Source organism: Streptomyces akebiae (assembly GCF_019599145.1).
GTDB lineage: Bacteria > Actinomycetota > Actinomycetes > Streptomycetales > Streptomycetaceae > Streptomyces > Streptomyces akebiae.
This window is the reverse complement of the sequence record NZ_CP080647.1, coordinates 7240638-7266089: the sequence shown is the minus strand read 5'-3', so window position 1 is coordinate 7266089 and position 25452 is coordinate 7240638. Positions and strand designations below refer to the sequence as shown.

Sequence of the window (25452 nt, the reverse complement as noted above, 5' to 3'; positions counted from 1 at the left end):
TTTCCCAACAGCAGCTCGCCCGGGTTCGTGCCTCCGCGTACGGTCACGGAGGCGATGACCGTGCCGTTCACGGACGCGGTGCTCGCCGAGGTCGGAGGGTAACCGCGCCCTGTAGGAGCGCAGTTGGTCCTTTCGTATAGCCTCCCCCTGCACGCGTGTACACGCACGCCACAGCAGGCGCAGGGCCTCGGGGGAAACGATGGGCGAGGTACGACCGGGCGGGCAGTTCCGTCCGCTGGACGACAGCGATCCCAAGACCGTGGCGAGCTACCGGCTCGCGGCGCGGCTCGGCTCGGGCGGCATGGGCACCGTGTATCTGTCGTACACGCCTGGCGGGCACCCCATCGCTCTCAAGACGATCCGGCCGGAGCTGAGCGAGGACCCCGAGTTCCGCCGCAGGTTCCGACAGGAGGTGCAGGCTGCCCAGCGCGTACAGGGCCTCCACACGGCGCCGGTCATCGACTACGACACCGAGGGCGCCCAGCCGTGGCTGGCCACCGCCTATGTGCCCGGTCCGTCGCTGCAGACGGCGGTCGCCGCGCACGGCGCGCTGCCGGTCTCCTCTGTCCTGTTGCTGCTCGCCGGGGTAGCCGAGGCCCTGAAGGTGATCCACTCCGCCGGCATCGTGCACCGCGACCTGAAGCCCTCGAACGTGCTGCTCGCCGCCGACGGGCCCCGCGTCATCGACTTCGGCATCGCGCGCGCCGCCGACGCGACTGCCCTGACCGGCACCGGCGTTTCCATCGGCACCCCGGCGTTCATGTCACCGGAGCAGGCAGCTGGGAAGCCGATCACGCCCGCGTCGGACGTGTTCACGCTGGGTCAGGTGGCGGCGTACGCGGGGCGGGGCAGCGGCGCGTACGGCGACGGGCCCTCGCACGCCGTGCTGTACCGCATCGTCCACGAGGAGCCGGACCTGACCGGTCTCCCGGACGCACTCCGCTTCATCGCTCGCTGTCTGGCGAAGAACCCCGAGGACCGGCCCACGCCGGAAGAGGTCATCACACTGTGCCAGGAGGCCTCGCACGCCCCGCTGATCCAGTCCGGTTCCTGGCTGCCGGAGGTGATCGGCGTCGACATCACCCGGCGGGTCTCGGCGTCGGCGGAGCTGCTGGCCGCGCGGAGCAAGACGGCAGAGGCACCGACCGCGGTGCCCGCGCCCGTCCCGCCCACCGCCCCGGTGACCCAGCCGGACGTCCGGGCCGCTGGTCAGGCCACACCGCCGGTGCACGCGGCGCCGACCGCGTTCGCGGGGCCGGTCCCACCACCTCTGCCCTCCCCAGCCCACCCGGGGCCGTACGCCGCGCAGTCGGTGCCGAACACCGTGCCGCCGTACCACCAGACACCGCACCCACAGCAGCCGCAGACCTGGCACCCGCTTCCACAGCCACGCCCACTCCCCCTACGCCCTCCCAAGAACACCGCGGGCAAGTGGCTGGGCATCGGCGTCGGGACGCTGTCCGCCCTGATGACACTCGGGGGTTGCTTCGCATTCCTGAGTTCGTTCGAGGGCTCGTCGGGTGACTCCGCCAACCGCTCCGGAGACACGGGCTCCGTGAGCGCCAAGCCGCTTCCGGATCCGAAGCCGGTGACGTACAAGGGGATCAACATCCCGCTCGACTACTACATCCGGTTCGCAGACTCCCCGCCGAAGCCGATCCAGGACCGCAGCCCGGACAACAACAACGACGCCGACCTCTACTACGACGACGTCTACGGGGAAGCGTTGGCCAGCCGGGGAGCCAAGATCGTCCTGCTGAACAACGCCCAGAAGGGCTCCCTGAAGACATGCCGAGGGGAGACCCGGTACGCCGACGACGTCTCGCTCTCCCAGCTTTCCAAGGGCACCCAGCTTTGTGTACACAGTTCCGGCCACATCGCGCTGGTCACCTTCCGGGGCACCGCCCCGGAGAACGACCCCAGCGACTACGTCGCCGTGGACCTCACGATCTGGCGCAACGCGGAGGAGCCCACCGACAACTGACCGCCTGTCACTCCCCCAGCTCCCACACCAGCACCTCGACCGGGGCGGCGACGGCGACCAGCTCCAGCCCCTTCTCGTCCTCGGCCCGCACCGCGTCCCCGGGCTCCAGTTCGTGCGGCCCGAGCCGCACCACACCCCGGACGACGTGCACATACGCCCGTGCCGCGTCCGGCACCGCGGTCCGCTCCCCCGTCCTGCCCAGCCGCCGGACGTGCAGCATGGCCCCGGCCTCGGGAACGGCGTACGGGGTGGAGTCGGCGATGCCGCGCACGATCTCGTACGCGGGGTCGCCGCCCGGGTCCAGCGGGGCCAGCCACATCTGCACGAAGGTGAGCGGCGCGGAGCCGTCGTTGCGCTCGACGTGCCGTACCCCGCCCGCCGAACTGAGGCGCTGGACGTCCCCGGGGCGGACGACCGTCTCGTGGCCCGTGGTGTCGCGGTGGGTCAGCTCGCCCTCGACGACCCAGGTGACGATCTCGGTGTGGCTGTGGGGGTGCTCGTCGAACCCCGCGCCGGGCGCGAGCCGCTCCTCGTTGCAGGCGATCACCGGGCCGAACCGCAGGTTGTCCGGGTCGTAGTGCGCACCGAAGGAGAAGGCGTGCAGCGAGGCGATCCCGGCTTCCGGGTCCCCACCGGGGTAGCGCGTACCGGCGCGCCGTAGGTCCATCACGTACTCCACGGTAAGCGGCGCCGGGTAGGAAACGGGTACGCCCCCGCGCCGCACGCAGGTGTCCTGATGAGGCAGTCTTGTCCCGTGCCCGAACCCGAAACCAGCAAATCCGCAACCGCGCCGTACGTCCATTCGCACTCCGCGACGTTGAAGCGGCTGGAGAAGTCGTCCGGAAGCCTCGCCGCGCAGGCCATCGCGCGGATGGACGAGACGTTGCCCTGGTACCGGGCGATGCCACCGGAGAACCGGTCGTGGATCGGGCTGGTCGCCCAGGCCGGTATCGCCGCCTTCACCGAGTGGTTCAGGCATCCGGACGCCCCGCAGGCCATCTCGACGGACGTGTTCGGGACGGCGCCGCGTGAACTGACCCGGGCGATCACGCTCCGGCAGACCGTGGAGATGGTGCGCACGACCATCGAGGTGATGGAGTCCGCCATCGACGAGGTCGCCGCCCCCGGCGACGAGAGCGTGCTCCGCGAGGCCCTGCTCGTCTACGCGCGGGAGATCGCCTTCGCCACCGCGCAGGTGTACGCGCAGGCCGCCGAGGCACGCGGTGCCTGGGACGCCCGGCTGGAGTCCCTGGTCGTCAACGCGGTGCTCAGCGGCGAGGCCGACGAGGGCGCCGTGAGCAGGGCCGCCGCGCTCGGCTGGAACTCCCCCGACCATGTGTGTGTGGTCCTCGGCACCGCCCCGGACGGGGACAGCGAACTGACCGTGGAGGCCATCCGGCGCGCCGCCCGGCACGCCAAGCTCCAGGTGCTCACCGGGGTGCTGGGCGACCGCCTCGTGGTGATCGCCGGCGGGAACAACGACCCGCTGCAGGTGGCGAAGTCGCTGATCGGACCGTACGCGGCGGGGCCGGTGGTGGCCGGGCCGATCGTGCCCGACCTGCTGGCCGCGACCCGGTCCGCGCAGGCCGCCGCCGCCGGACTCAAGGCGTGTTCGGCGTGGCAGGACGCGCCGCGCCCCGTTCTGGCGGACGATCTGCTTCCGGAGCGCGCGATCGCTGGTGATCCCAGTGCGCGCGAGCAGTTGGTGGAGGAGATCTACAGACCGCTGGAGGAGGCTGGTTCCGCTCTTCTGGAGACGCTCAGCGTCTATCTCGAACAGGCCTCAAGCCTGGAGGGCGCGGCCCGGATGCTGTTCGTCCATCCCAACACCGTGCGCTACCGGCTTCGACGTGTGACTGACGTCACCGGCTGGTCGCCTTCCGATGTACGCTCGGCCTTCACCTTGAGGATCGCGCTGATCCTGGGGCGTCTGGTGGATGGGGATCCCCAGCTCTAGGGTTTTGTCGGAGGGCTACAAAACCCCCTCGTGTTCTTCGTCCCTGTCCCCACGGGCGGCCCGAGCCGTCCCCAAGAGAGAGTGTGAGAGTGCTCGTACTCGTCGCTCCCGGCCAGGGCGCCCAGACGCCCGGCTTCCTGACTCCTTGGCTCGACCTCCCCGGTGCCGCCGACCGCCTCGGCGCGTGGTCGGACGCCATCGGGCTGGACCTCGCCCACTACGGCACCGAGGCCGACGCCGACGCGATCCGCGACACCGCCGTGGCCCAGCCGCTGCTCGTGGCGGCCGGACTGCTGTCCGCCGCCGCCCTGGGCGACGTCGTGCCCGGCGCGGTCGCCGGGCACAGCGTCGGTGAGATCACCGCCGCGGCGTTCGCCGGTGTCCTCGACGACACGGCCGCGCTGACCCTCGTCCGCAAGCGGGGCCTGGCCATGGCCGAGGCCGCCGCGATCACCGAGACCGGTATGTCGGCGCTGCTCGGCGGCGACCCCGAGGTGACGATCCCGCACCTGGAGAAGCTGGGGCTGACCCCGGCCAACGTGAACGGCGCGGGCCAGGTCGTCGCCGCCGGCACCCTGGAGCAACTGGCCGCGCTGGAGGCGGACAAGCCCGAGGGCGTCCGCCGCGTGGTGGCCCTCAAGGTCGCGGGCGCCTTCCACACGCACCACATGGCCCCCGCCGTGGACACCCTCGCCAAGGCCGCCGAGGAGCTGGCCCCCGGGGACCCGAAGCTCACCTACGTCTCGAACAAGGACGGGCAGGCCGTCGCCACCGGCGCCGAGGTGCTCTCCCGTCTCGTCGGTCAGGTCGCCAACCCGGTCCGCTGGGACCTGTGCATGGAGACCTTCAAGGAGCTGGGCGTGACCGCGCTGGTCGAGGTGTGCCCCGGCGGCACGCTCACCGGTCTCGCCAAGCGCGCGCTGCCGGGTGTGGCGACGGTGGCGCTGAAGACACCGGACGACCTCGACGCCGCTCGCGCGCTCATCGCCGAGCACCGGAACTAGGAGCCCTGGAGCTATGTCGAAGATCAGGCCTAGCAAGGGCGCCCCGTACGCGCGCATCCTCGGTGTGGGTGGCTACCGCCCGGTCCGGGTGGTACCCAACGACGTGATCCTGGAGAAGATCGACTCGTCCGACGAGTGGATCCGCTCCCGGTCCGGCATCGAGACCCGGCACTGGGCGAACGACGAGGAGACCGTCGCCGCCATGTCGATCGAGGCGTCCGGCAAGGCGATCGCCGACGCCGGGATCACCGCCGAGCAGATCGGCGCGGTCGTCGTCTCGACGGTCTCGCACTTCAGCCAGACCCCGGCCGTCGCCACCGAGATCGCCGACAAGCTGGGCACGGCCAAGGCCGCCGCCTTCGACATCTCGGCCGGCTGCGCGGGCTTCGGCTACGGCCTCACCCTCGCCAAGGGCATGGTCGTCGAGGGCTCGGCCGAGTACGTCCTCGTCATCGGTGTCGAGCGGCTGTCCGACCTGACCGACCTGGAGGACCGGGCCACGGCCTTCCTCTTCGGTGACGGCGCCGGCGCGGTCGTCGTCGGTCCCTCCGAGGAACCGCACATCGGCCCGACGGTGTGGGGCTCCGAGGGCGACAAGGCGGGGACGATCAAGCAGACGGTCCCGTGGAACGAGTACCGGGTCGGCGACCTGGAGAAGCTCCCGCTCGACAGCGAGGGCAACGTCAAGTTCCCCGCGATCACGCAGGAGGGCCAAGCGGTGTTCCGCTGGGCCGTGTTCGAGATGGCGAAGGTCGCTCAGCAGGCGCTGGACGCGGCCGGGATCAGCTCGGACGACCTGGACGTCTTCATTCCCCACCAGGCCAACGAGCGGATCATCGACTCGATGGTGAAGACACTCAAGCTGCCGGAGCACGTCACGGTCGCGCGTGACGTGCGCACCACCGGCAACACCTCGGCCGCCTCGATCCCGCTCGCGATGGAGCGGCTCCTGGCGACCGGCGAGGCGAAGAGCGGCGACACCGCGCTCGTCATCGGCTTCGGGGCGGGTCTCGTGTACGCCGCGACGGTCGTTACCCTCCCCTAGGCACCCGCGCCGGATCTTGTGGTCCGGCGCGGGAACAGCACAACCTGCCGCTGACGCGGCGGGCCGCCCCACCCTCTCGAAACCGTCTGAAACTACGAAGGAGCGCCTGACATGGCCGCCACCCAGGAAGAGATCGTCGCCGGTCTCGCCGACATCGTGAACGAGATCGCCGGCATCCCGGTCGAGGACGTCCAGCTGGACAAGTCCTTCACCGACGACCTGGACGTCGACTCGCTGTCCATGGTCGAGGTCGTCGTCGCCGCCGAAGAGCGCTTCGACGTCAAGATCCCGGACGACGACGTCAAGAACCTCAAGACGGTCGGCGACGCGACCGACTACATCCTCAAGCACCAGGCCTGATCCCCGGATCGGGTCCGGACCCGGTCCGCGGACCGGTCCGTTGCCCCGCCACCCGGCGGTGGCGCCGCTGAATCCTCGTAACCGTTGGAGAAAATTCCCGTGAGCTCGACCAATCGCACCGTGGTCGTCACCGGTATCGGCGCAACCACACCGCTGGGTGGCGACGCGACTTCCACCTGGGAGGGGCTGATCGCCGGCAAGTCCGGTGTGGGCCCCCTGGAGCAGGAGTGGGCCGCCGACCAGGCGGTCCGTATCGCGGCGCAGATCGCCGTGGAGCCGACCGAGGTCATCCCCCGGCCGCAGGCCCGTCGACTGGACCGCTCGGCGCAGTTCGCGCTGATCGCGGCCAAGGAGGCGTGGGCGGACGCCGGTTACACGGAGACCTCGGCCGACGACGGCACCGTCGACGCCGACCGTGTGGGCGCGGTCATCGCCTCCGGCATCGGTGGTGTGACGACCCTGCTCGACCAGTACGACGTGCTGAAGGAGAAGGGCGTACGCCGCGTCTCCCCGCACACCGTGCCGATGCTGATGCCCAACGGCCCGTCGGCCAACGTCGGTCTGTACGTCGGCGCGCGCGCCGGTGTGCACACCCCGGTCTCCGCCTGCGCGTCGGGCGCCGAGGCCATCGGCTACGCCATCGAGATGATCCGCACCGGCCGCGCCGATGTCGTGGTCGCCGGTGGTACCGAGGCCGCCATCCACCCGCTGCCGATCGCCGCGTTCGGCAACATGATGGCGATGTCCAAGAACAACGAGGACCCGCAGGGCGCGTCCCGTCCGTACGACACCGGCCGTGACGGCTTCGTCCTCGGCGAGGGTGCCGGTGTCGTCGTCCTGGAGTCGGCGGAGCACGCGGCGGCGCGGGGTGCCCGGGTCTACGCCGAGGCCGTGGGCCAGGGCATCTCCGCCGACGGCCACGACATCGTGCAGCCGGAGCCGGAGGGGCGTGGCATCGCCCACGCCCTGCAGAACCTGCTGGACCGCACCGACCTGGACCCGGCGGAGATCGTGCACGTCAACGCGCACGGGACGTCGACGCCGGCCGGTGACATCGCGGAGCTGAAGGCGCTGCGCAAGGTGTTCGGTGACGACACCGACCACTTCGCGGTGTCGGCGACGAAGTCGATGACCGGACATCTGCTGGGCGGGGCCGGCGGGGTGGAGACCGTGGCGACGGTGCTCGCGCTGTACCACCGGGTGGCTCCGCCGACGATCAATGTGAACGACCTGGACCCCGAGGCGGAGGCCAACGCCGACATCGTGCGGGGCGAGGCGCGCAAGCTGCCGGTCGAGGGGCGCATCGCCGCTCTCAACGACTCGTTCGGGTTCGGTGGGCACAACGTGGTGCTGGCGTTCCGGACGGTCTGACACCGTCGCGGTCGTACGAACGTGAAGGCCCCCACCGGACGGTGGGGGCCTTCACGTGTGCTGAGCGGCCGTCACACCACCTGGTGCAGCCAGCGGACCGGGGCGCCCTCTCCCGCGTATCTGAAGGGCTCCAACTCGTCGTCCCAGGGCTTGCCCAGGAGCTTGGCGATCTCGGCCTCCAGGTCGGTCTCACCGCGCTGGGAGCGGGTGAGGGCGGCGCGCAGGCGGTCCTCGGGGATGAGGATGTCGCCGTGGATGCCGGTGACGGCGTGGAAGATGCCCAGCTCGGGGGTGCAGCTGTAGCGCTCGCCCTCGGCGGTGGCGCAGGGCTCGGCGGTGACCTCGAAGCGCAGGAGGTGCCAGCCGCGCAGTGCCGACGCCAGCTTGGAGGCGGTACCTGCCTGGCCCTGCCAGGAGAACTCGGAGCGCCAGGTGCCCGGTGCGGCCGGCTGCCGGATCCAGTCGAGGTTCACGCGGGTCCCGAGGACACCGGCGACGGCCCACTCGACGTGCGGGCACAGCGCACGCGGCGCGGAGTGCACGTACAGGACTCCACGTGTCGTCACCGAGGGCCTCCACAGAGCAGGGCGTCTTGTCATTCGACGGAACGGCAGTGGCAGGGCGGCCACGTGGCGAGGCTACCGTGCGGCGGGGCAAGGAGTGTGACGTACCGTCGGAGCCGACGCCAGGACGCGGCGCTGTTTCACCCGGGGGGACGCGTGTGCGGTACGGAACAGTTGCACCTTTGGCCGCAGCGTTCCCGTCGGTCCCCGTGTCGGGAACTCCCGCGCGTTGTCATGGGTGGGAACTTGCACGTGTAGGACCGACGAGGGGACCAGGGGATGCGGAAGCGACGCCACCGTTCGAGGGCGGTGTGGGGCGCGGTCTCGGCGGCGTTCCTGCTGGCCGTGACCGGGTGCGACGCCACCGGTGGCGACTCTCCCGGCCCCGAGGGGACCGGGCCGCGTGCCGCCGCCTCGCCCACGCCCACTCCCGCCTGGGACAGCACCCCCGAGTCGCTCGTCGCGGTGGGTGATTCCATCACCCGGGGCTTCGACGCGTGCAAGGTCCTCTCCGACTGCCCCGAGGTGTCCTGGGCGACCGGCACCGACGCCTCCGTCGACAGTCTCGCCGTACGGCTGCTGGGCCGCTCCGGCGCGCAGCGGCAGAGCTGGAACTACGCGGTCACCGGCGCCCGGATGGCCGACCTGCCGAACCAGATGGCCCGGGCGGTGACCCGTGAGCCCGAGTTGGTCACGGTGATGGTCGGCGCGAACGACGCGTGCCGCGCGACCGTCGACGCCATGACGCCGGTCGCCGACTTCCGCGCGGACTTCGAGGACTCGATGGCGACGCTGCGGGACAGCCTGCCGAAGGCGCAGGTGTTCGTGGCGAGTGTGCCGGATCTGAAGCGGCTGTGGTCCGAGGGCCGCGCCAACCCGGTCGGCAAGCAGGTGTGGAAGCTGGGCATCTGCCCGTCCATGCTGGCCGACCCGGACGCCCTCACCACGGCGGCCGGAGAGCGGCGCGACGCCGTCCAGGACCGGGTGGAGGCGTACAACGACGTCCTGCGCGAGGTCTGCGAGAAGGACCGCCACTGCCGTTACGACGGGGACGCCGTCTTCGACTACCGCTTCGGGCAGGCCCAGCTCAGCCAGTGGGACTGGTTCCATCCGAGCGTGGACGGGCAGGCGCGGCTCGCGGAGATCGCGTACCGGATCGTCAGCGCCGAGGAGTCGTGACCGGGGGTTCCGTCGTGACCTAGGGTTTCGCTCATGAGCGAACTGTTCGGCACACTTTCCGACGGCACGCCCGTGCACCGATGGACGCTGGAGCGGGGCGGCACGCGGGTGCGGATCCTGACGTACGGCGGGATCGTGCAGTCCGTGGAGTTTCCCGACCGGGACGGGCGGACGGCCGACGTGGTGCTGGGGTTCGCCGGCCTCGACGGGTACCTGCGCCATCAGGGGCCGTTCTTCGGGGCGCTCATCGGCCGGTACGCCAACCGGATCGCCGCCGGGCGGTTCACCCTCGACGGGCGGGTGTACGAGCTGGTGCGCAACAACCCGCCGAACTCGTTGCACGGCGGTCCGCTCGGGTTCGACAAGCGGGTGTGGGAGGCGGAGGGCGTCGCGGACGGGGCCGGGGTGCGGCTGTCCCGGGTGAGCCCGGACGGGGAGGAGGGTTTCCCCGGGCGGCTGGAGGTCTCCGCCACGTACACGCTGGAGGAGGACGGGGGCGCGCTGCGGATCGCGTACGAGGCGGTCACGGACGCGCCGACCGTGGTCAACCTGACCAATCACTCGTACTGGAACCTGGGCGGTGCGACGTCGGGCAGCGCCGGTGGGCACGAGCTGCGCATCGACGCGTCGCGCATGACGCCGGTGGACGCGGATCTGATTCCGACCGGCGAGTTCGCGGAGGTGGAGGGGACCCGGTTCGACTTCCGGACGGCCCGGAAGGTGGGGAGCGGGTACGACCACAACTTCGTGCTCGACAAGGGGGTCACGGCGAGCCCGGAGGTGGTGGCCGAGCTGTGGGAGCCGGGGTCGGGGCGGGTGTTGAGCGTGGCGACGACCGAGCCGGGGATGCAGCTCTACACGGCGGATCATCTGGAGGGGCCCTTCGGGCCCGGGGACGGGGTCGCGCTGGAGACGCAGCACTTTCCCGATGCGCCGAACCGGCCGCGCTTTCCGAGTACGGAACTGCGGCCGGGCGGCGTCCATCGCTCGGAGACGGTGTACGGGTTCGGGGTGCGCGCGTAGTCGACGCGCACCCCGTCCCCAGGATCCGCGGCGCTCCTAGACCTCGATCGTCACCGTGACGCGGGGGTCGTCGAGGGAGCGGGCCGCCGCCACCTCGTACGCACCCTTCACGTACGCCCATGAGCCGGCCGTCTCGTCCCAGATCTCGAAGGCGCGGCGCGGGAGTCGGATGACGGCTTCGGTGGTCTCGCCCGGGGCCGCCTCCACCGTCGCGAAGCCCGCCAGCCAGCGGGTCGGGCGGTTCTCGTCCGGGGTGGTGGGCGCCAGGTAGAGCTGGATGGTCTCCCGGCCCTCGCGGGTGCCCGAGTTGCGTACCCGTACCGTCGCCGTCGTGCCGCTGACGTCGAGGGACTCGTACGTCCAGTCGGTGTAGCCGAGGCCGTGACCGAAGGGGTACGTGGGGGTCCTGGCCTCCTTGTCCCAGGCTCGGTAGCCGATGAAGACGTCCTCGCCGTAGGTGAGTTCGCCGGCGGTGGGGGCGACCCGGGTGACGGGGGCCTCGGACAGGGTGCCCCACGTGGTGGGAAGGCGGCCGCCGGGCTCGTGGGTGCCGGTGAGGACGTCGGCGAGGGCGGCGCCGCCCTCCTGGCCGGGGAACCAGGTGAGGAGGACGGCGGCCACGTCGTCGCGCCACGGGAGTTCCACCGGGGAGCCCGCGTTGACGACCACGATCGTGGCGGGGTTGGCGGCGGCCACCGCGCGGACCAGGTCGTCCTGACGGCCGGGAAGGCGGAGGTCCTTGCGGTCGAAGCCCTCGGACTCGACCCGCTCGGTGGTGGCGACCACGACGACGGCCGTGTCGGCGGCACGGGCGGCCTCGACGGCCTCGGCGATCAGGTCGTCGGGGTCGCGCTGGGGGCCCTGGTGGCAGAGCGAGAAGGCGAGCATCGTGAGGGGAGCGTCGGCGGCGAGTTCCACGACATGGGTGAGGGAGACCCGCACCGGTGTGCCCTCGGTCAGTTCGACCTGGGCCAGCGGGACGGGGGCGCCGAAGAACGACACGAAGGGGTCGTCCGTGTCGGTGCTCCGGACGCCGTCGAAGTGGGTGGTGCCGTCGACGGTGAGGGTGTAGGTGCCGAGGCCCTTGATGCCGAAGGTGTGCGTGCCGGTCTCGCGCGGGACGAAGGTGCCGGTCACCTCGACGGTGTGCAGGGTCGTGTGGGTGACGCCGTCGGGGAGGTCCGAACCCATCCACTGGATGTGGCCGCTGGGCGAGGAGCGGGTGCCGATGACCGTGCCGGAGATGTCACGGCAGACGGCCTCCAGGGTGAATCCCTTGTCGGCCACGCCCAGTTCCTCGTTGGGGTCCGCGCCCACGGCGTACGTCAGCGTGCCCTCGGGGAGGGCCGCGGTGAGGCCGTCGAGCGGGGAGACGATGTGGGCGGGGAAGACGGTGGCCGAACCGCCGCCGAGGACGCGGGCGTCGCGGGCCGCGGCACCGATGAGGGCGACCGTCGAGCCCTGCTCCAGAGGGAGGGCCGCCCGGCCGTCCGGTGCCTCGTTGCGGACGAGGACGAAGGAGCGGCGGGCGATCTCGCGGGCCAGGGCGTCGCCGTCGACGGGGGCGGGGAGTTCGGTGACCACCGGGTCGGCGCCTTCCAGGATGCCGACGCGGGCGGCCAGGCGCAGCACGCGGCGGACCGCCTCGTCGAGTTCGGCCTCCGTGACCTCGCCGGCGCGGACGGCGGTGGCCAGGGCCTCGCCGTAGACGGTGACCGGGCCGGGCATGGCGACGTCGAGGCCGCCTGTGAGGGCCGCGGTCGTCGAGCGGGCGGCCAGCCAGTCGGAGACGTTGAAGCCGTCGAAGCCCCACTCACCGCGCAGGACCTCGTTCACGAGGTAACGGTGCTCGGTCATCGTCGTGCCGTTGACGGTGTTGTAGGCGGTCATGATGCCCCAGGGGTGGGCGTTCGCCACGATCGCCTCGAACGGGGCCAGGTACAGCTCACGCAGGGCGCGTTCGGAGACCAGGTTGTTCACCGTGAAGCGGTCGGTCTCGGCGTCGTTGGCGACGAAGTGTTTGACGGTGGTGCCGACGCCGCCGGACTGCACGCCCGCCACATAGCCCGAGCCCATCTCGCCGGTGAGGTAGGGGTCCTCGCTGTACGCCTCGAAGTGGCGGCCGCCCAGCGGTGAGCGGTGCAGGTTGACGGTGGGGGCGAGAAGGACGTGGACGCCCTTGCGACGGGCCTCCTGGGCCAGCAACACCCCTGCACGGTGGGCGAGTTCGGGATCCCAGGTGGCGGCCAGGGCGGTCGGGGAGGGCAGTGCGACGGACGGGTCCTCGGCGGTCCAGCGCACTCCCCGTACGCCGATGGGGCCGTCGGACATGACGAGCGAGGCCAGACCGATCTCGGGGAGCGCGGGCAGCGTCCACATGTCCTGGCCGGCGAGGAGCCTGGCCTTGGCGTCCAGGTCCAGCCTGGCGAGGGCCTTCTCCACGGCCGCTTCGCGGGCCTCGTCGGCCGGGGTGGGGTGGGTGCCCGGGGTTGCCGCCATCGCGGTGCCTCCTCGTCGAGTCCGTTTCTGTCCTCGCCATCGTGCACACATCACCTGTAGATCGGTAGGTTTCGTTATGCTCCCGTTATATTGACCCCGGTCCGGCGGGACGGGATGCCGTACGGTGACGGCATGAGCGGCACCAGTGGAACCAGGAGCGTCAGGGGTGAGGAGCGGCGCGCGGAGATCGTGCTGGCGGCGCTGGAAGTGATCGCCGAGCGCGGTTACCGGGGCGCGAGCATGGCCGCGGTCGCCGAGCGCGTCGGGCTCACCCAGCAGGGGCTGCTGCACTACTTCCCCACCAAGGACGCGCTGCTCGTCGCCGTCCTCAGGGAGCGGGACCGGTGGGACGCCGTCCCCGACAGCCCGCTTCGACTCGATCTGCTGGGCTCCCTGGTCGAGTACAACGCCATGCGGCCCGGGATCGTGCAGACCTTCTCCGCGCTGCTCGGCGAGAGCGTCACCGAGGGGCATCCCGCGCGCGAGTTCTTCACCGAGCGGTACGGGCGGGTGCGGGGCTCCATGACCGAGGTCCTGCGCGCCGAGTACGGCGACCGGCTCCCCAGCGGGCTCACACCGGAGCGCGCGGCCCCGCTGCTGGTGGCCGTGATGGACGGCCTGCAGTACCAGTGGCTGCTGGACCCGGGCGCCGTGGACATGCCGGGGGCGTTCCGGGACTTCCTGGCGCTGCTGGGCGAGGACGTCGGCTAGGCCCCGGTCAGCCTCTCGCGGGCACCGCCGCCACGACCTCGACCTCGACCATGGCCTGCGGCTGGAAGAGTCTCGGGACCTCCATCGTCATGCTGGTCGGGGGTGTGCCCGGCAGGAACCGGGTGCGTACGGCGCCGTACTCGTGGAGCTTGGTGATGTCGGTCAGGTACGTGCGGATGTTGATGATGTCGGCGAGGGTGGCGCCGTGCGCCGCCAGGAGGGCGGCTATGGTCTCGAAGACGGCGCGGCTCTGGTCGGTCACGGTGGCGCCCTCGGCGATCTGACCCGAGAGGTACAACAGGGCGCTGCCGTCGGCGAGTTGAACGCGGGCCACCTGGGAGTAGTAGGGGCTCAGCGGCTGCGGCGCGGACGGCGGGTTGTCGAGGGTGATCTCCATGGCCTCGACGCTAGGTCCGGCCATGTGATGCGACAAGCGAATGTCTAGCATGGCGGCCATGCATGACGCGCATGTCTCGGACGGGGGTCGCGGCGCGCACGACCCGGCCGACGTCCCCGATCTGTCCGCCTTCTGGCTGCGCGTGTTCCTGGAGGTCGCGCGGCACGGGTCGTTCACCGTCGCCGCGAGGTCGCTCGGCTGGACCCAGTCGGCCGTGTCGCGCCAGGTCGCCTCCCTGGAGGGGGCGTTGGGCGGAGCGGCGCTGTTCGACCGGCTGCCGCGCGGGGTGCGGCTCACGGAGGCGGGGCGGGTGCTCGTTCCGCACGCCGAGGCCCTGGTGACGCGATTGGGGCAGGCCGAGCGGGAGTTGACCGCGCTACGGGAGGCGGCCGGCGGGCGGTTGCGGATCGGTGCCTTCGCCACGGCGGACGCGGCGCTCGTCCCGCACGCGATGGCCGCGTTCCGGGCCCGGCACCCCGGTGTCCGGCTCACCCGGGACGAGGGCTTCACGCCCGCGTTGCTCGATCGGCTGGCCGCGGGCGGGCTGGACCTGGCGATCGTGTCGACCACGGGACGCGTACCCCTCGACGCGTACGACCTCCATCACCTCCTCGACGAGCCGCTGTACGTCGCCGTCCCCGTCGGCCATCCGCTCGCGGGGCGGGGGCCGGTGCGGCTCCCCCAACTCGCCGACGCCGACTGGATATCCGGCGACGCCCACCCCGAGGGAACCCTTCTCGACGCAGCCCTGCGGCACGGTTTCCGGCCCAGGATCGCGCATGTCGTCGTGGAGTGGATCGCCAAGCTGGGCTATGTGGCGGCCGGGCTCGGGGTCACGCTGGTACCGGCGCTCGCCGCCGGGTCCGTGCGGCCGGACGTCGTGCTGCTGCCGGTGGCGGGCGAGGAGGCGGCCGGGCGGGTGGTGTACGCGGCGACGGCACGCGGGGTGGCCCCTTCGCCCGCCGGGCGCGCGTTCCTCCGGGCACTGCGGGAGGCGGCGACGCGGGGCGCGGACGGCTGAGCCGCGCCGGGGGCCACGTGCACGCCCACCGCCGGTGTGCAGCGCGACGAACACCCCATCCGTCACCGGGCACGACGTGCGCCCCCTGCGGCGCCGGGCATGGCGCGAGCCCCTTGTGTCACGCGATACTGCCGCCGTCCGGAGCGGCACCCCCACGGCACGAACCAGCGACGGAAGGGCCCGAACTGCCTTGATTTCCCCACTGACTTACCGACGGGCACGCGCAGCGGCGACAGGACTGGCGGCCCTGCTCGCCGGTCTCTGCGCCCCCACCACCGCCTCCGCCACGCCCACGGCACCCGCCTCTTCGGCCGCGGCCCCCACCGTCGAGGAGCAGCGCCTCGACCGGGCCGTGCCTCAGGAGATCCTTCGGCGGTCCGGCTTCGACACCGTCGCACCGGAGTTCGCGCGGGCGCTGGACGGGGCGCGGTCGTACGCCCAGGCCGAGCGGATCGTCGTACGGCAGGGTGGGCGGCTGTGGACGCGGGCCGTGGACCGGGCGCAGGGACGGGGTCCGGCGGGCGGTGATCTGAGCCGGGACGACGACCGGCCGCTGTACTGGGCGCGGTTGGGGATGACGCGGGAAGTGCGGGGCTGGGAGCCGCGGTTCGAGTTGAGTGCCAGTCAGAGAGCCCAGTTGCTCGGCGCGTTGGAGAGGGCGTCGCGCGGCCAGGACTCCCTGCTCTTTCCGCAGCGCGGCAAGGAGGTGAAGCGGATCCTGGTCACCGGATTCGATCCCTTCACACTGGACCGGGACGTACGGATCTCCAACCCGTCCGGGGCGACGGCGCTCGCTCTCGACGGGACGGTGATCAGGACCGCCGACGGGCTCGCCCGCGTCGAGACCGCCGTCTTCCCCGTCCGCTGGCAGGACTTCGCCGACGGCACGGTCGAGCGGACGCTGCGCAAGCAGTTGCCCCGCGTGGATCTCTTCGCGACCGTCAGCCAGGGCCGGGTGGGCCGTTTCGACGTCGAGCGGACCAACGGGGCCTGGCGCGGCGGCTTCGCCGACAACGACACCGTCGGCCGCACCGGGACCATCCCGGTGACCGACCCCGCCACCCAGCCCCAGTGGACGACGACGACCCTGCCGTACGCGGACATCGTGGCCGCGGCCACCGGCCGCTTCCCGGTCTACGACAACACGAGCGTGACCGAGATACCGGCGGGCGGCACGGCGGCGGTCGTCCGCCCGGACGGGCCGACGCCGGGCTCGACCGCGCGGGCCGGGGGCGGCGGCGACTACCTCTCCAACGAGATCGCCTACCGGGCGACGCTCCTGCGCGACCGGCTGGGACTGGGCTCCTCGCTGCCGGGCGGGCATGTGCACACGCCCGTCCTGCAGTTCGGGGCCGGCAACACCGACCCGGCGACCGGGACGGTGACCGATCCCGAGTTCGTGCGCAACCGGTTGGACATCATCGCCCAGGTGCGGACGATCGTGACGGTCGCCGTGGACGCCACGGCCCCCGGCACCACCACGGACACCGCCACCACCACGGACACCGCCACCGCCACGGCGGCGGACTCCGGCGCCGTCAGTGCGACGGGGCGAACGCGAGGCTGATGCCCAGGCCGGCCAGGACGGAGCCGATCGCCTTGTTGAGGACCTTCTGGCCGCGCAGCATCACGGCACGCATCCGGTCGTGCGAGAAGAAGACGGCGACGACGCCGAACCACAGCAGGTGGGCGAGGGCCATGAAGAAGTAGCGCCGAGGTAGGCCCAAAAGCCGCCAGTACTTGATTCTCGACGCCCTGTGCGGTAGCAGCCGTCACCCATACGGCCGAAGGTCGTAGGTGCTGATACTGACTGATCTCTCGGCCCGGGGCGGGACTTGTGACCTCGATCGAGCAGACCGCGTACGCGCGATTCAAGCGGCTGATCACCGCACATGAGCTGCACTTGTTCTTCGCGCCGACGCGGGAGAAGGCAGCGTGGGCAGTTGAGCGGATGGACTCCGACGGCCCTCAGCTCGCGTTGCCGCTGGCACTGGAGTCACACCAGCGGATGGGCCGGTTCCCGAATGTGGACGAGTATCCGGAGAAGCTGGCCGACTACCTGGTGGATGCCGGGCTGTGCGAGGAGCCCCAGCAGCGGTCTCAGCCCACTGCCTTCTTGACGAGCGCGCTGATGCGCTGTTCGTCGGCTGCAGTCAGCTCCTTCAGGGCGTAGGCGGCCGGCCACATGGCGCCGTCGTCGAGTGCCGCCTCGTCGCTGAAGCCGAGCGTGGCATACCTCGACTTGAACTTCTGCGCGCTCTGGAAGTGGCAGAGGACCTTGCCGTCTCTGGCATACGCGGGCATCCCGTACCAAAGCTTCGACGTGAGGTCCGGAGCCGCGGTCTTGATGATGTCGTGTATCCGCTCGGCGAGGACCCGGTCCGCGGCCGGCATCTCGGCGATCTTCGCGAGCACGTCCCGCTCCGCTGCCGCCTCCTTCTCCACCCGGGACGAACCGCGCCGCGCCGCCGCCTTCTTCTGTTCTTGCGCGTGCTCCTTCATCGCGGTCCGCTCCTCAGCGGAAAAGCCCTTGTACTGCTCAGAGGTCGTGCCGGAGTTCTCGGCGGAAGAATGCATGGACTGCATGGCAGGGTTTCCTCTCGTACGGGGATGAGGCGGTTCGGGGCGGGAGTGCGGGGCCCGTGGGTCAGGACAGGGGAGGCGTCGTGGACGGCGCGGGGGCGAGCGCCCCGGCAGCCTCCCAGGCGAATCCGTCCGGATCGGTGAAGGGGCCGGCGGTGCTACCGAGGACGACGCGATGCGAGCCGGTGCCGTCGGCAAGGACGCCGAGGTCCTTGGCCAACCCGCCGCGCTTGTAAAGCGCCAGCTTGATGGAGCCGGGCTCGTCGGACGTGAACTCGGCGTACTTGCCGCCGAAGCTCCTGGCCACGGTCAGGCCCCGGCCGACGTAGAACTGCTTGCTGGCCTTCACGTCCTCGACGCCGAGCAGGAGCACGATCTCGTCGATCTCGCGATGGGCCGGGCCTGTGTCCTTTTTCGCCGAGGTGGCGATCTTCCAGATCGTCCCGTCCGGCGCCTGGATGACGCCGCCGTAGCCCCACAGCGACTTCGCGGCGGGCTTCAGCACCGTGGCGCCAGCGTCCAGGGCGGCGCCGACGAAGCTGTCGACGGTGGCCGGCTGGGACACCGTGAGCGCCAGGGTGAATCCACGGAATCCGGTGGAGTGCGCCTCGGACGCCCGCAGGCGTATGCGCGTGTCTACTCCGAAGGCGGTGTAGAAGCGGCGGGCTGCCTCGGGGTCGGCCACCTCGAGGGTGACGGATGCGAGGGGCGTGCTGGATGCGGTGGAAGCGGTGATTGCCATGGCCATCACGCTAGGGGCTGCTCGGTGGCCGTGACTTCTCGATTCCTGACGGGTCTTGTCACTTGCTTCGCCACACACGCCGGCATTCCCTCCACCCTGATCGCAGAGCCCGCATCGTGGTCCGCGCCCGCAGCGTGGTCGGCCGCCGCATCCGCAGCCTGACGCCGGAAGACCCCGGGCGGCATGCCGACGAGCTCGGTGAAGCGGGTGGTGAACGTGCCCAGCGACGCGCAGCCGACCTCGAAGCAGACCTCGGTGACGCTGAGGTCGCCCCGCCGCAACAGCGCCGTCGCACGCTCGATGCGACGCGTCATCAGGTACGCGTACGGCGACTCACCGTAGGCGGCCCTGAATTGCCGGCTGAGGTGCCCGGCGGACATGTTCACGCCGCGGGCGAGCTCCTCCACGTTCAGCGGCTGCGTGTACTCCCTGTCGATCCGGTCGCGGACGCGGCGCAGCCGCACGAGATCAGCCAGGCGCTGCGCCTGGACGCGGGCACGCCGCCACTCGGGCTGACACATGAGAACACCTCCCCTTTCCTCATCTTCCATCGACGTCTACGAGCGTCTGGGGCGCCCGCCTCGGCAGGCGCCCCAGACGCTCGGCGATGATGGCCGGCCTGCACAACAGGAACCTCTGTACGGATGCGACGCCGCGTTCCCTGCAGGTGGTCACGCGGTAGGCCCGCACCCCCGCACCGATACCCGTCAGCATCAGCGAATCTCCTGGATGCGGACCAGGTTGCCCGCAGGGTCGCGGAACGCGCAGTCGCGAATGCCGTACGGCTGCTCGGTCGGCTCCTGGACGACCTCGGTATCACCAGCCTGCACCTTCTCGAACGTGGCGTCGAGGTCCGGGGTGGCCAGCAGTATCCAGCCATAGGTGCCCTTGGCCATCATCTCCGCGATGGTGCGGCGCTCGTCTTCGGTGATTCCCGGGTCGGCGGCCGGCGGTGCCAGAAGGATCGACGTGTCGGGCTGACCTGCCGGGCCGACCGTGATCCACCGCATCTTGCCCTGTCCGACATCGCTTCGGACCTCGAAGCCGAGGACATCGCGGTAGAAGGCGAGCGACGCATCCGGGTCGTCGTGCGGGAGGGAAGTCGTGTGAATGGTGATGTCCATGACGGTCAGGTTAGAAGCGGTTCCGAGGACCGAGCATCTCGATTCCTGATCGATTCCAACACGTCCGCACATTAAGGGACTTGCCTCGTGGAGTACACGCGCTCACCGCGCACGCGCCCGACGCCCCGTCAGCCGTCCGCCAGCGCCTACGGAGGCTCAGCGCCGGTCTCTTTCGGTGTCGCCAACCGATCGAATGGCGACAGGTGCGACGAGCGCCCAATGAAACCGGACATTCCAGGACATTCGCCCGCTACGGCCCACCAGCTGTCGCGCCTCCGCCCGCTGCGTAACATCCGCGTCAACTTGTCGGCACGACCACAGACGGTCACCAGGGAACCTCAATCAGAGAGGAATACGCGACAGCCGAATAGGCGAGGCCGCCAGGGCTCTACCCCATGAACAGGCCGTAGCTGTTGCGGATGACCGTGACTCCTCCCCCGGTTGAAGCCGGGGGCTTCTCGCTATGCCGGGTTGGCGTGGCGACGGACCAGCCCGGCCCGTAGAACGTTGGTGGCTGCCACGGTGTCGGCGTGCGCGGTGTGGCCGCAGGCGACGCAGTGGAACTTTTCCTGTGTGGGCCGGTTCTCCTTGGCAATATGCCCGCATTCGGGGCATGTGCGGGAGGTGTTGCGGGGGTTCACGGCGATCACTTCCCGTCCGGCGCTTTCAGCCTTGGCGTGCAGGATCGTCAGGAACACCCCCCATCCGGCATCGCTGATCGACTTGTTGAGCCCGGCTTTGGCGGCTGCCCCGTTGGGCAGGAAGGTGCCCGGCCGGTCGGGGTCAGGCCTGGATGCGGGGACCTTGCTCATGTTGCGGATCTTGAGGTCTTCGTGCGCGATGACGTCGTGTGCGCGGACCAGGCCGAGGGCGGTCTTGTGGGCGTGGTCGAGGCGCTGACGCCGTACCTTGGCGTGGAGCTGGGCAACCTTGTCCACCGCGCGCTGGTGGTTGGCGGTGCGGTCTTTGGCCTTGCGGCGCGGGAACCGTGACAGGGCCTGCTGCGCGGCTTCGAGCTTTTCGGCCGCGCGGCGGCCATGGCGCGGGTTGGGCACGAAAGCGCCGTTCGAGTCGGCGAGGAAGTTCGCGATGCCCAGGTCGATGCCGGCCATGCTGCCGGTCGCGGGCAGCGGTTCGGGCTGGTCCTGCTCGACGCTGAGCACGACGAACCACTTACGGCCCTCGCGTTTGACCGACACGGTCCTGACGCGGCCGGCCACGGCACGGTGCCGGTTCACCTTGACGTGGCCCACGCCCTGGAAGCGGACACGGGTGACGGCATCGTGCGGGGTGGAATTCCACCGGCAGCCGTCGCCGTCCTTGGGGAAGTCCACCGTGCCGAACCAGTTCACCCCGCGAAAGCGCGGATAGCCGGGCGTGTCACCGGACTTGACCCGGCGGAAGAACGCGGTGAACGCCTTGTCCAGGCGGCGCAGGGTGGCCTGCTGCGAGCTGAACGACCAGCGGCCCTGACGCTCGGGGTCGAACGCCCGGATCTCCTTGAGCTGCGCCGACTGCATCCCGTACGTGACGGTGGTCTTCGACGGATGCCGCCAGGCGTCGCGGCGTTCCTGCAACGCCGCGTTGTAGAGGGAGCAGTGATCCCGCAGCATCTCCGCAAGTGCCTGGGCCTGGCGGACGGTGGGCCGCAGGAGGAACTTGTACGCACGGATCATCCAGCCCACCCCCTCCGGTCGAGTTCACTTGATCCTAATACGCTTGGCGCATGTCACCGCGCTGGGAACCAGATCCCAACATCCGACGAGGAAATCATGTCGTTTTCAACCTCCACGCACACTTGGTGTTCGTCACGAAATATCGGCGGGAGGTCTTCAACGGCGAGATGCTGACGCGCTGCGAGGCGATCATGCGCGACGTGTGCGAGAGCTTCGGCGCGGAACTGCGGGAGTTCAACGGCGAAGGCGATCACGTCCAACTGCTCGTGCACTACCCGCCGAAGATCGCCCTGTCCAAGCTCGTCAACAGCCTCAAAGGCGTCAGCTCCCGCTACCTGCGCGCGGAGTACACCGGCCGGATCAACCGGATCGGCACGGGCTCGGTGTTCTGGTCCCCGTCGTATTTCGCGGGGTCCTGCGGCGGCGCACCGCTGAGCATCGTCAAGGACTACATCGAGAACCAGAAGCGCCCGGCGTGACCGTCACCCCACAGGCGTAGCGATCTCCGGCGCTTCGCGCCTCCAGACCGAGAATCGCATTCCCGCCCGACCTGAAGGCCAGGATTCCCTGCGAAGAACAAGGGATGGCGAAGTCCGCGCCGGGGGCGAGGACCGTGATGACCGCGACGGCGAGGAACTCGTTCACGCGCCGACCTCGGGCTTGCGGAACATCGGCGGGGCGGGGTGGCCGGCGGCGGGGACACGGTTGCGCTCGTCCTCGCCGGTCGTCTCCTCGCCCAGCAGGTCACGGGCCATGAGGGTGGCACCGGCGACCGCGCCCGGCATCAGGAAGACGGCGACGAAGGGCACCAGGAAGGCGAGGCCCAGGGGGGTGCCGAAGCCCCAGATCAGTGTCTTGCGGGAGCGCAGGAGGGCGAGGCGGTCGCGGAGTTCGACGCCACGGCGCTGGAGGGCGACGGCGGTCAGCTCCTCGGTGAGGAAGAAGCCGGTGACGAAGAAGCCGATCACCGGGACCACCGTCTGGCCGATGAACGGGACGAAGCCGAGGGCGAAGAGCAGGACGGCCCAGACGAGCGCCCGCGCGAGGACCCGGAGGCTGTCCCGGGCCGAGATCCACAGCTCCTGCCACAGCGGCAGGTCGGACTCCGGGGCGGTGCCGTCCGGTGAGACGTCCCGGTCGACCTTCTCCGAGAGGTTCTCGTAGAAGGGCTGGCCGATGAGGAGGGTCACGGCGGTGAAGGTGATGACCGCGAGGGCCAGCGCCAGGCCGAACAGGACGGCCGTGAGGAGGCCGCGGAAGAGGCCCGGCCAGGGGCTGGACCAGTCGTCCGCGAAGGGCGTGGCCCAGGTGACGAAGTCCGGGCCCCAGACGGCGAGGCCCACCAGGGCGGCTATGTAGAGGACCATGGTGATGAGGCCCGGGATCAGGCCGAAGCCGTACTGCTTCCCGTGCCTGGCCACCCAGCGTTGGCCCTGGACGAGGTACTGGAAACCCACCCCTAGATCGCGCATGGGCGCACTTTACCCAGAAGGGGTTTGGAGCTGTTGTCACTGGAGTGTGTTCAAGAACGCTCTGGTGAGTGGGAGTGGGTGCTGGAGGTCGGTGTCGTGTCGCGTGCCTCGGTCGTGGGGCCGGTTGTTTCAGCTGGGAACTGACGTTCTCTCATCGAATGCGTGACCTTCATGGGAGGTGCTCGTTGCGCATGGCGACGGGATCTACGGGTGGGGGTGAGGGGATGAGTGAGCTGCGGAGTGTGGCGGCGCCGTTCGTCGCGTCCGGTGCCGTCTGGTGTGGCTGTCCGGACCCGCCTCAAGCAGCTGACGCCGGGCGATGAGAAGGTGCTGCGTCTGGTGGGCGGGCATCTGGGGTCGCTGGCTTCGAAGGATCTCAAGGTGCGCTGCCGGTCGGGCAGAAGGGCACGAAGAACGCGCCGGGGGTTACCGGTCGCGGCGGGAGTGGCACGCGAAGTCGCGGCGGCTGCGGGTGCTGCGGGACCGGCTGGCTGCCGCGCGGGCCGACCGTGAGGCCGGGATCGTGCACGTGGTGCGCGGCGGCAAGCGTCTGGCCCGCACCCGGCCGAGCACGAGACCTGGCAACAGGACTCACTCCCGCTCAGTCCCTAGGAACGGTCTTCCCTGGGAGCGTACGTGCGGGTTGGGCGTGGCTGGTCGCGCGGTGCCCCGCGCCCCCTATGGGGCGAACGCACCCTCTGCCGTGAAGACCCGGTTCGCGAAGCGTTCTCCGATGAGGTGGTGGGTCTCCGCGTCCGGGTGCAGGTCGTCCGGGAGGGGCAGGGTGGCGGCGTCCTGCTCGCCGTAGAGGGTGAGGCCGTCGAGGTAGTGGAGGCCGGGGTCCTCCGGAGTGCGCTGGGCCACGATCGCCTTGAGCTCGTCGCGGATGACGCGGAGGGTGAGCCTGCCGGGGGTGAGGTCCTCCGGGTCGCCCATGGGGCGGAAGCGGAGGCGGCCCTCGGCGAGGCCGGTGAGGTCGGGGGCGCTGGGGCCGGGGGTGTCCTCATGGATGGGGCACAGGATCGGCGAGACGACGAGGAGCGGGACGGTGGGGTGCCCGTCGCGGATCGTGTCGAGGAAGCCGTGGACGGCCGGGGTGAACGCGCGCAGCCGCATCACGTCGTGGTTGACGAGGTTGATGCCGATCTTGAGGCTGATCAGGTCGGCGGGGGTGTCCCGGATGGCTCGGGCGACGAAGGGGTCGAGGAGGGCGCTGCCGCCGAGGCCCAGGTTGATGAGTTCGACTCCGGCGAGGGAGGCGGCGTGGGCGGGCCAGATGCCGGTGGGGCTCGCGGCGTCGGAGCCGTGGCTGATCGAGCTGCCGTGGTGCAGCCAGACCCGGCGGCCCGGGTCGGGGGCGGGCTCGACGGGGGCGTCGGTGCGCAGGGCGACGAGTTCGGTGGTCTCGTTGTGCGGGAGCCAGATCTCGATCGTCTTGAGGCCCTCGGGGAGGTCCGTGAAGGTCACCGTGCCGGGCGGTCCCGGCCGGTGCTCCGCCGTACCGGTGGTCATGTCGATGGTCAGGGTGTTGCCGTCCGGCACGCTCCCTCGGGCGGTCGGGCGGCCGTCGACGACGAGGTCGTACAGGCCGTCCGGGCGGGGCGGGGCGCCCACGTAGGTCCGCTTGGTGCGCAGGGCGTCGAGTGCGACGGCGGTGGCGCGGGTGCGGAAGACCAGGCGTACGCCGGAGGGCTGGGACTCGACCATGGCCAGCTGTGGATCGGTGCACTGGGCGCGGGCACGGGCGGGCAACCGGTGCGGCAGGACGCCGTGTTCGGTGCGCTCCAGCTCCAGGGCGCCGCGCAGGAGGTCGGCGGTGATGGGGGTGGTGATCCAGGGGGAGGCCATGGTCGGGTTCTCGTGCGGGTCGGTGGGCAAGGGCTCAACCTGACGATCGGTGGGGCGGGGAGGGACTGTCCGGCGGTGGTCGACGCATGGGCGCGCCCGGAGGTCAACCGGGTGGTGGGGGCGGCCAGTTGCGCAGCAGGGCGTCGAGGGCGTCCAGGACGCGTTCCCAGCTCTCCTGGGAGTCGGGCCGGCTGTGGCTGAAGCCGCCGGACGACTCCAGGCTGACGTAGCCGTGGAAGACGCTGCCGAGGAGCCGGACGGCGTGGGTCTGGTCCGGCTCGGTGAGGTCGTAGCCGCGCAGGATCGCCCTGGTCATCTGCGCGTGCCGGCCGCCCGCGCTCGCCGCGGCCGTCTGGGGGTCCAGTCTCAACTGGGCCGCCGCGTACCGGCCGGGGTGTGCGCGGGCGTAGTCGCGGTACACATGGCCGAGGGCCGCCAGCGCGTCCTTGCCGGCCCGGCCGGCGAGCGCGGCGGCGCCCCGGTCGGCCATCTCCTCCAGGGCGAGGAGGGCGATCCGGGTCCTGAGGTCCTGGGAGTTGCGTACGTGCGAGTACAGGCTCGCGACCTTCACGTCGAAGCGGCGGGCCAACTCCGAGACGGTCACCGCGTCGAAGCCGATCTCGTCGGCCAACTCGGCGCCCGCGAGGGTGAGACGTTCCGGGCTGAGCCCCGCACGCGCCATGCTCGTGACACCGTCCTTCCGATCCGTTCGGCGATGCCGATTATGCAGCTGCCTAAAAGCTTTAGGCAAGTGGTGACAGCTCCTAGGTTCTCGTGTCGCCTGTGCCCTCTTGTTGCCCGGGAGTCGAACATGTAGACCACCTGTGGTCGACCGGCCCCGGCCGGCCGTCCGTTGTCGACACCCGCACCGGCACGTCGTAGGAACCCGCTCC

The 25452-nt window shown here is 70.8% G+C and carries 25 protein-coding genes and 1 pseudogene; 13 read left to right on the top strand and 13 right to left on the bottom strand.

Annotated features, from left to right (window positions below):
• Nucleotides 1–199: 199 nt before the first annotated feature.
• On the top strand, nucleotides 200–1984 hold the full coding sequence (locus K1J60_RS31445; protein WP_220649153.1) for a serine/threonine-protein kinase: 1785 nt from the start codon (nucleotides 200–202) through the stop codon (nucleotides 1982–1984).
• Between the two features lie 7 nt (nucleotides 1985–1991).
• Here the strand turns inward: K1J60_RS31445 and K1J60_RS31440 are convergent, their stop codons facing one another.
• Nucleotides 1992–2651 carry a pirin family protein gene (locus tag K1J60_RS31440; protein WP_220651790.1) on the bottom strand — a complete coding sequence of 220 codons (660 nt, stop codon included), beginning with the start codon at nucleotides 2649–2651 and terminating at the stop codon, nucleotides 1992–1994.
• Nucleotides 2652–2738: 87 nt separating this feature from the next.
• On the opposite strand from K1J60_RS31440, the gene fasR reads away from it, so the two are divergent.
• From fasR to fabF, 5 genes are all read left to right on the top strand, one after another.
• Nucleotides 2739–3941, top strand: a complete 1203-nt coding sequence (fasR, locus tag K1J60_RS31435) for a fatty acid biosynthesis transcriptional regulator FasR (protein ID WP_033527273.1) — start codon at nucleotides 2739–2741, stop codon at nucleotides 3939–3941.
• An 89-nt stretch (nucleotides 3942–4030) separates the two neighbouring features.
• Entirely contained in the window at nucleotides 4031–4945 is a 915-nt protein-coding gene (locus tag K1J60_RS31430) for an ACP S-malonyltransferase (protein WP_220649152.1), read from the top strand.
• Between the two features lie 13 nt (nucleotides 4946–4958).
• A complete protein-coding gene (locus K1J60_RS31425; protein WP_220649151.1) occupies nucleotides 4959–5990 on the top strand; it encodes a ketoacyl-ACP synthase III in 1032 nt (343 codons plus the stop codon).
• A 111-nt stretch (nucleotides 5991–6101) separates the two neighbouring features.
• Nucleotides 6102–6350 carry an acyl carrier protein gene (locus tag K1J60_RS31420; protein ID WP_007381745.1) on the top strand — a complete coding sequence of 83 codons (249 nt, stop codon included), beginning with the start codon at nucleotides 6102–6104 and terminating at the stop codon, nucleotides 6348–6350.
• 99 nt (nucleotides 6351–6449) lie between these two features.
• Nucleotides 6450–7721 (top strand): beta-ketoacyl-ACP synthase II, encoded by a 1272-nt coding sequence (gene fabF, locus K1J60_RS31415; protein ID WP_220649150.1) that lies wholly within the window; start codon nucleotides 6450–6452, stop codon nucleotides 7719–7721.
• A gap of 71 nt (nucleotides 7722–7792) precedes the next feature.
• Here fabF and K1J60_RS31410 read toward each other — a convergent pair whose 3' ends face one another.
• A complete protein-coding gene (locus K1J60_RS31410) occupies nucleotides 7793–8287 on the bottom strand; it encodes a DUF3145 domain-containing protein (RefSeq protein WP_033527269.1) in 495 nt (164 codons plus the stop codon).
• 276 nt (nucleotides 8288–8563) lie between these two features.
• Between K1J60_RS31410 and K1J60_RS31405 the strand changes: the two genes are divergently transcribed.
• A complete protein-coding gene (locus K1J60_RS31405) occupies nucleotides 8564–9463 on the top strand; it encodes an SGNH/GDSL hydrolase family protein (RefSeq protein WP_220649149.1) in 900 nt (299 codons plus the stop codon).
• 33 nt (nucleotides 9464–9496) lie between these two features.
• The gene (locus K1J60_RS31400) at nucleotides 9497–10486 is read left to right on the top strand and encodes an aldose epimerase family protein (protein ID WP_220649148.1); all 990 of its coding nucleotides are present in this window, start codon (nucleotides 9497–9499) and stop codon (nucleotides 10484–10486) included.
• 36 nt (nucleotides 10487–10522) lie between these two features.
• Here the strand turns inward: K1J60_RS31400 and K1J60_RS31395 are convergent, their stop codons facing one another.
• Nucleotides 10523–12985: a glycoside hydrolase family 3 protein gene (locus K1J60_RS31395; protein ID WP_220649147.1), complete on the bottom strand. Its 2463-nt coding sequence runs from the start codon at nucleotides 12983–12985 to the stop codon at nucleotides 10523–10525.
• A gap of 114 nt (nucleotides 12986–13099) precedes the next feature.
• On the opposite strand from K1J60_RS31395, the gene K1J60_RS31390 reads away from it, so the two are divergent.
• A complete protein-coding gene (locus K1J60_RS31390; protein WP_220651789.1) occupies nucleotides 13100–13696 on the top strand; it encodes a TetR/AcrR family transcriptional regulator in 597 nt (198 codons plus the stop codon).
• 7 nt (nucleotides 13697–13703) lie between these two features.
• Here the strand turns inward: K1J60_RS31390 and K1J60_RS31385 are convergent, their stop codons facing one another.
• Complete coding sequence (locus K1J60_RS31385; protein WP_220649146.1) at nucleotides 13704–14093, bottom strand: RidA family protein; 390 nt, start codon at nucleotides 14091–14093, stop codon at nucleotides 13704–13706.
• Between the two features lie 58 nt (nucleotides 14094–14151).
• Here K1J60_RS31385 and K1J60_RS31380 point away from each other — a divergent pair, with 58 nt between their 5' ends.
• Nucleotides 14152–15114, top strand: coding sequence for a LysR family transcriptional regulator (locus tag K1J60_RS31380; protein WP_259408010.1), 963 nt, complete (start codon nucleotides 14152–14154; stop codon nucleotides 15112–15114).
• Nucleotides 15115–15304: 190 nt separating this feature from the next.
• Nucleotides 15305–16681 carry a pyroglutamyl peptidase gene (locus K1J60_RS31375; RefSeq protein WP_259408009.1) on the top strand — a complete coding sequence of 459 codons (1377 nt, stop codon included), beginning with the start codon at nucleotides 15305–15307 and terminating at the stop codon, nucleotides 16679–16681.
• Here K1J60_RS31375 and K1J60_RS31370 read toward each other — a convergent pair.
• The 6 genes from K1J60_RS31370 to K1J60_RS31345 all read right to left on the bottom strand — a co-directional run bounded on the left by K1J60_RS31370 (nucleotide 16653) and on the right by K1J60_RS31345 (nucleotide 21239).
• Complete coding sequence (locus tag K1J60_RS31370; protein WP_450166688.1) at nucleotides 16653–16841, bottom strand: hypothetical protein; 189 nt, start codon at nucleotides 16839–16841, stop codon at nucleotides 16653–16655. The two genes, K1J60_RS31375 and K1J60_RS31370, sit on opposite strands and share 29 nt — an antisense overlap.
• 373 nt (nucleotides 16842–17214) lie before the next feature.
• Entirely contained in the window at nucleotides 17215–17700 is a 486-nt protein-coding gene (locus K1J60_RS31365; protein ID WP_259408008.1) for an iron chaperone, read from the bottom strand.
• A gap of 61 nt (nucleotides 17701–17761) precedes the next feature.
• Nucleotides 17762–18445 carry a VOC family protein gene (locus K1J60_RS31360; protein ID WP_220649144.1) on the bottom strand — a complete coding sequence of 228 codons (684 nt, stop codon included), beginning with the start codon at nucleotides 18443–18445 and terminating at the stop codon, nucleotides 17762–17764.
• Complete coding sequence (locus tag K1J60_RS31355; RefSeq protein ID WP_220649143.1) at nucleotides 18445–18960, bottom strand: helix-turn-helix transcriptional regulator; 516 nt, start codon at nucleotides 18958–18960, stop codon at nucleotides 18445–18447. The genes K1J60_RS31360 and K1J60_RS31355 overlap by 1 nt, the downstream gene beginning before the upstream one ends.
• 192 nt (nucleotides 18961–19152) lie before the next feature.
• Nucleotides 19153–19563 carry a VOC family protein gene (locus K1J60_RS31350; RefSeq protein WP_220649142.1) on the bottom strand — a complete coding sequence of 137 codons (411 nt, stop codon included), beginning with the start codon at nucleotides 19561–19563 and terminating at the stop codon, nucleotides 19153–19155.
• Nucleotides 19564–20024: 461 nt separating this feature from the next.
• Nucleotides 20025–21239 (bottom strand): RNA-guided endonuclease InsQ/TnpB family protein, encoded by a 1215-nt coding sequence (locus K1J60_RS31345; protein ID WP_220649141.1) that lies wholly within the window; start codon nucleotides 21237–21239, stop codon nucleotides 20025–20027.
• 50 nt (nucleotides 21240–21289) lie between these two features.
• On the opposite strand from K1J60_RS31345, the gene tnpA reads away from it, so the two are divergent.
• A complete protein-coding gene (gene tnpA, locus K1J60_RS31340; RefSeq protein ID WP_220649140.1) occupies nucleotides 21290–21718 on the top strand; it encodes an IS200/IS605 family transposase in 429 nt (142 codons plus the stop codon).
• 162 nt (nucleotides 21719–21880) lie between these two features.
• Here the strand turns inward: tnpA and K1J60_RS31335 are convergent, their stop codons facing one another.
• The gene (locus tag K1J60_RS31335) at nucleotides 21881–22711 is read right to left on the bottom strand and encodes an EI24 domain-containing protein (protein WP_220649139.1); all 831 of its coding nucleotides are present in this window, start codon (nucleotides 22709–22711) and stop codon (nucleotides 21881–21883) included.
• 224 nt (nucleotides 22712–22935) lie between these two features.
• On the opposite strand from K1J60_RS31335, the pseudogene K1J60_RS46200 reads away from it, so the two are divergent.
• Nucleotides 22936–23276 (top strand): annotated as a pseudogene (locus tag K1J60_RS46200) (IS200/IS605 family accessory protein TnpB-related protein); the annotation flags it as partial.
• A gap of 113 nt (nucleotides 23277–23389) precedes the next feature.
• On the opposite strand, the gene K1J60_RS31330 reads toward K1J60_RS46200, so the two are convergent.
• On the bottom strand, nucleotides 23390–24559 hold the full coding sequence (locus tag K1J60_RS31330) for a GDSL-type esterase/lipase family protein (protein ID WP_220651787.1): 1170 nt from the start codon (nucleotides 24557–24559) through the stop codon (nucleotides 23390–23392).
• 103 nt (nucleotides 24560–24662) lie between these two features.
• Nucleotides 24663–25241: a TetR/AcrR family transcriptional regulator gene (locus K1J60_RS31325; RefSeq protein ID WP_220649138.1), complete on the bottom strand. Its 579-nt coding sequence runs from the start codon at nucleotides 25239–25241 to the stop codon at nucleotides 24663–24665.
• Between the last annotated feature and the right edge of the window lie 211 nt (nucleotides 25242–25452).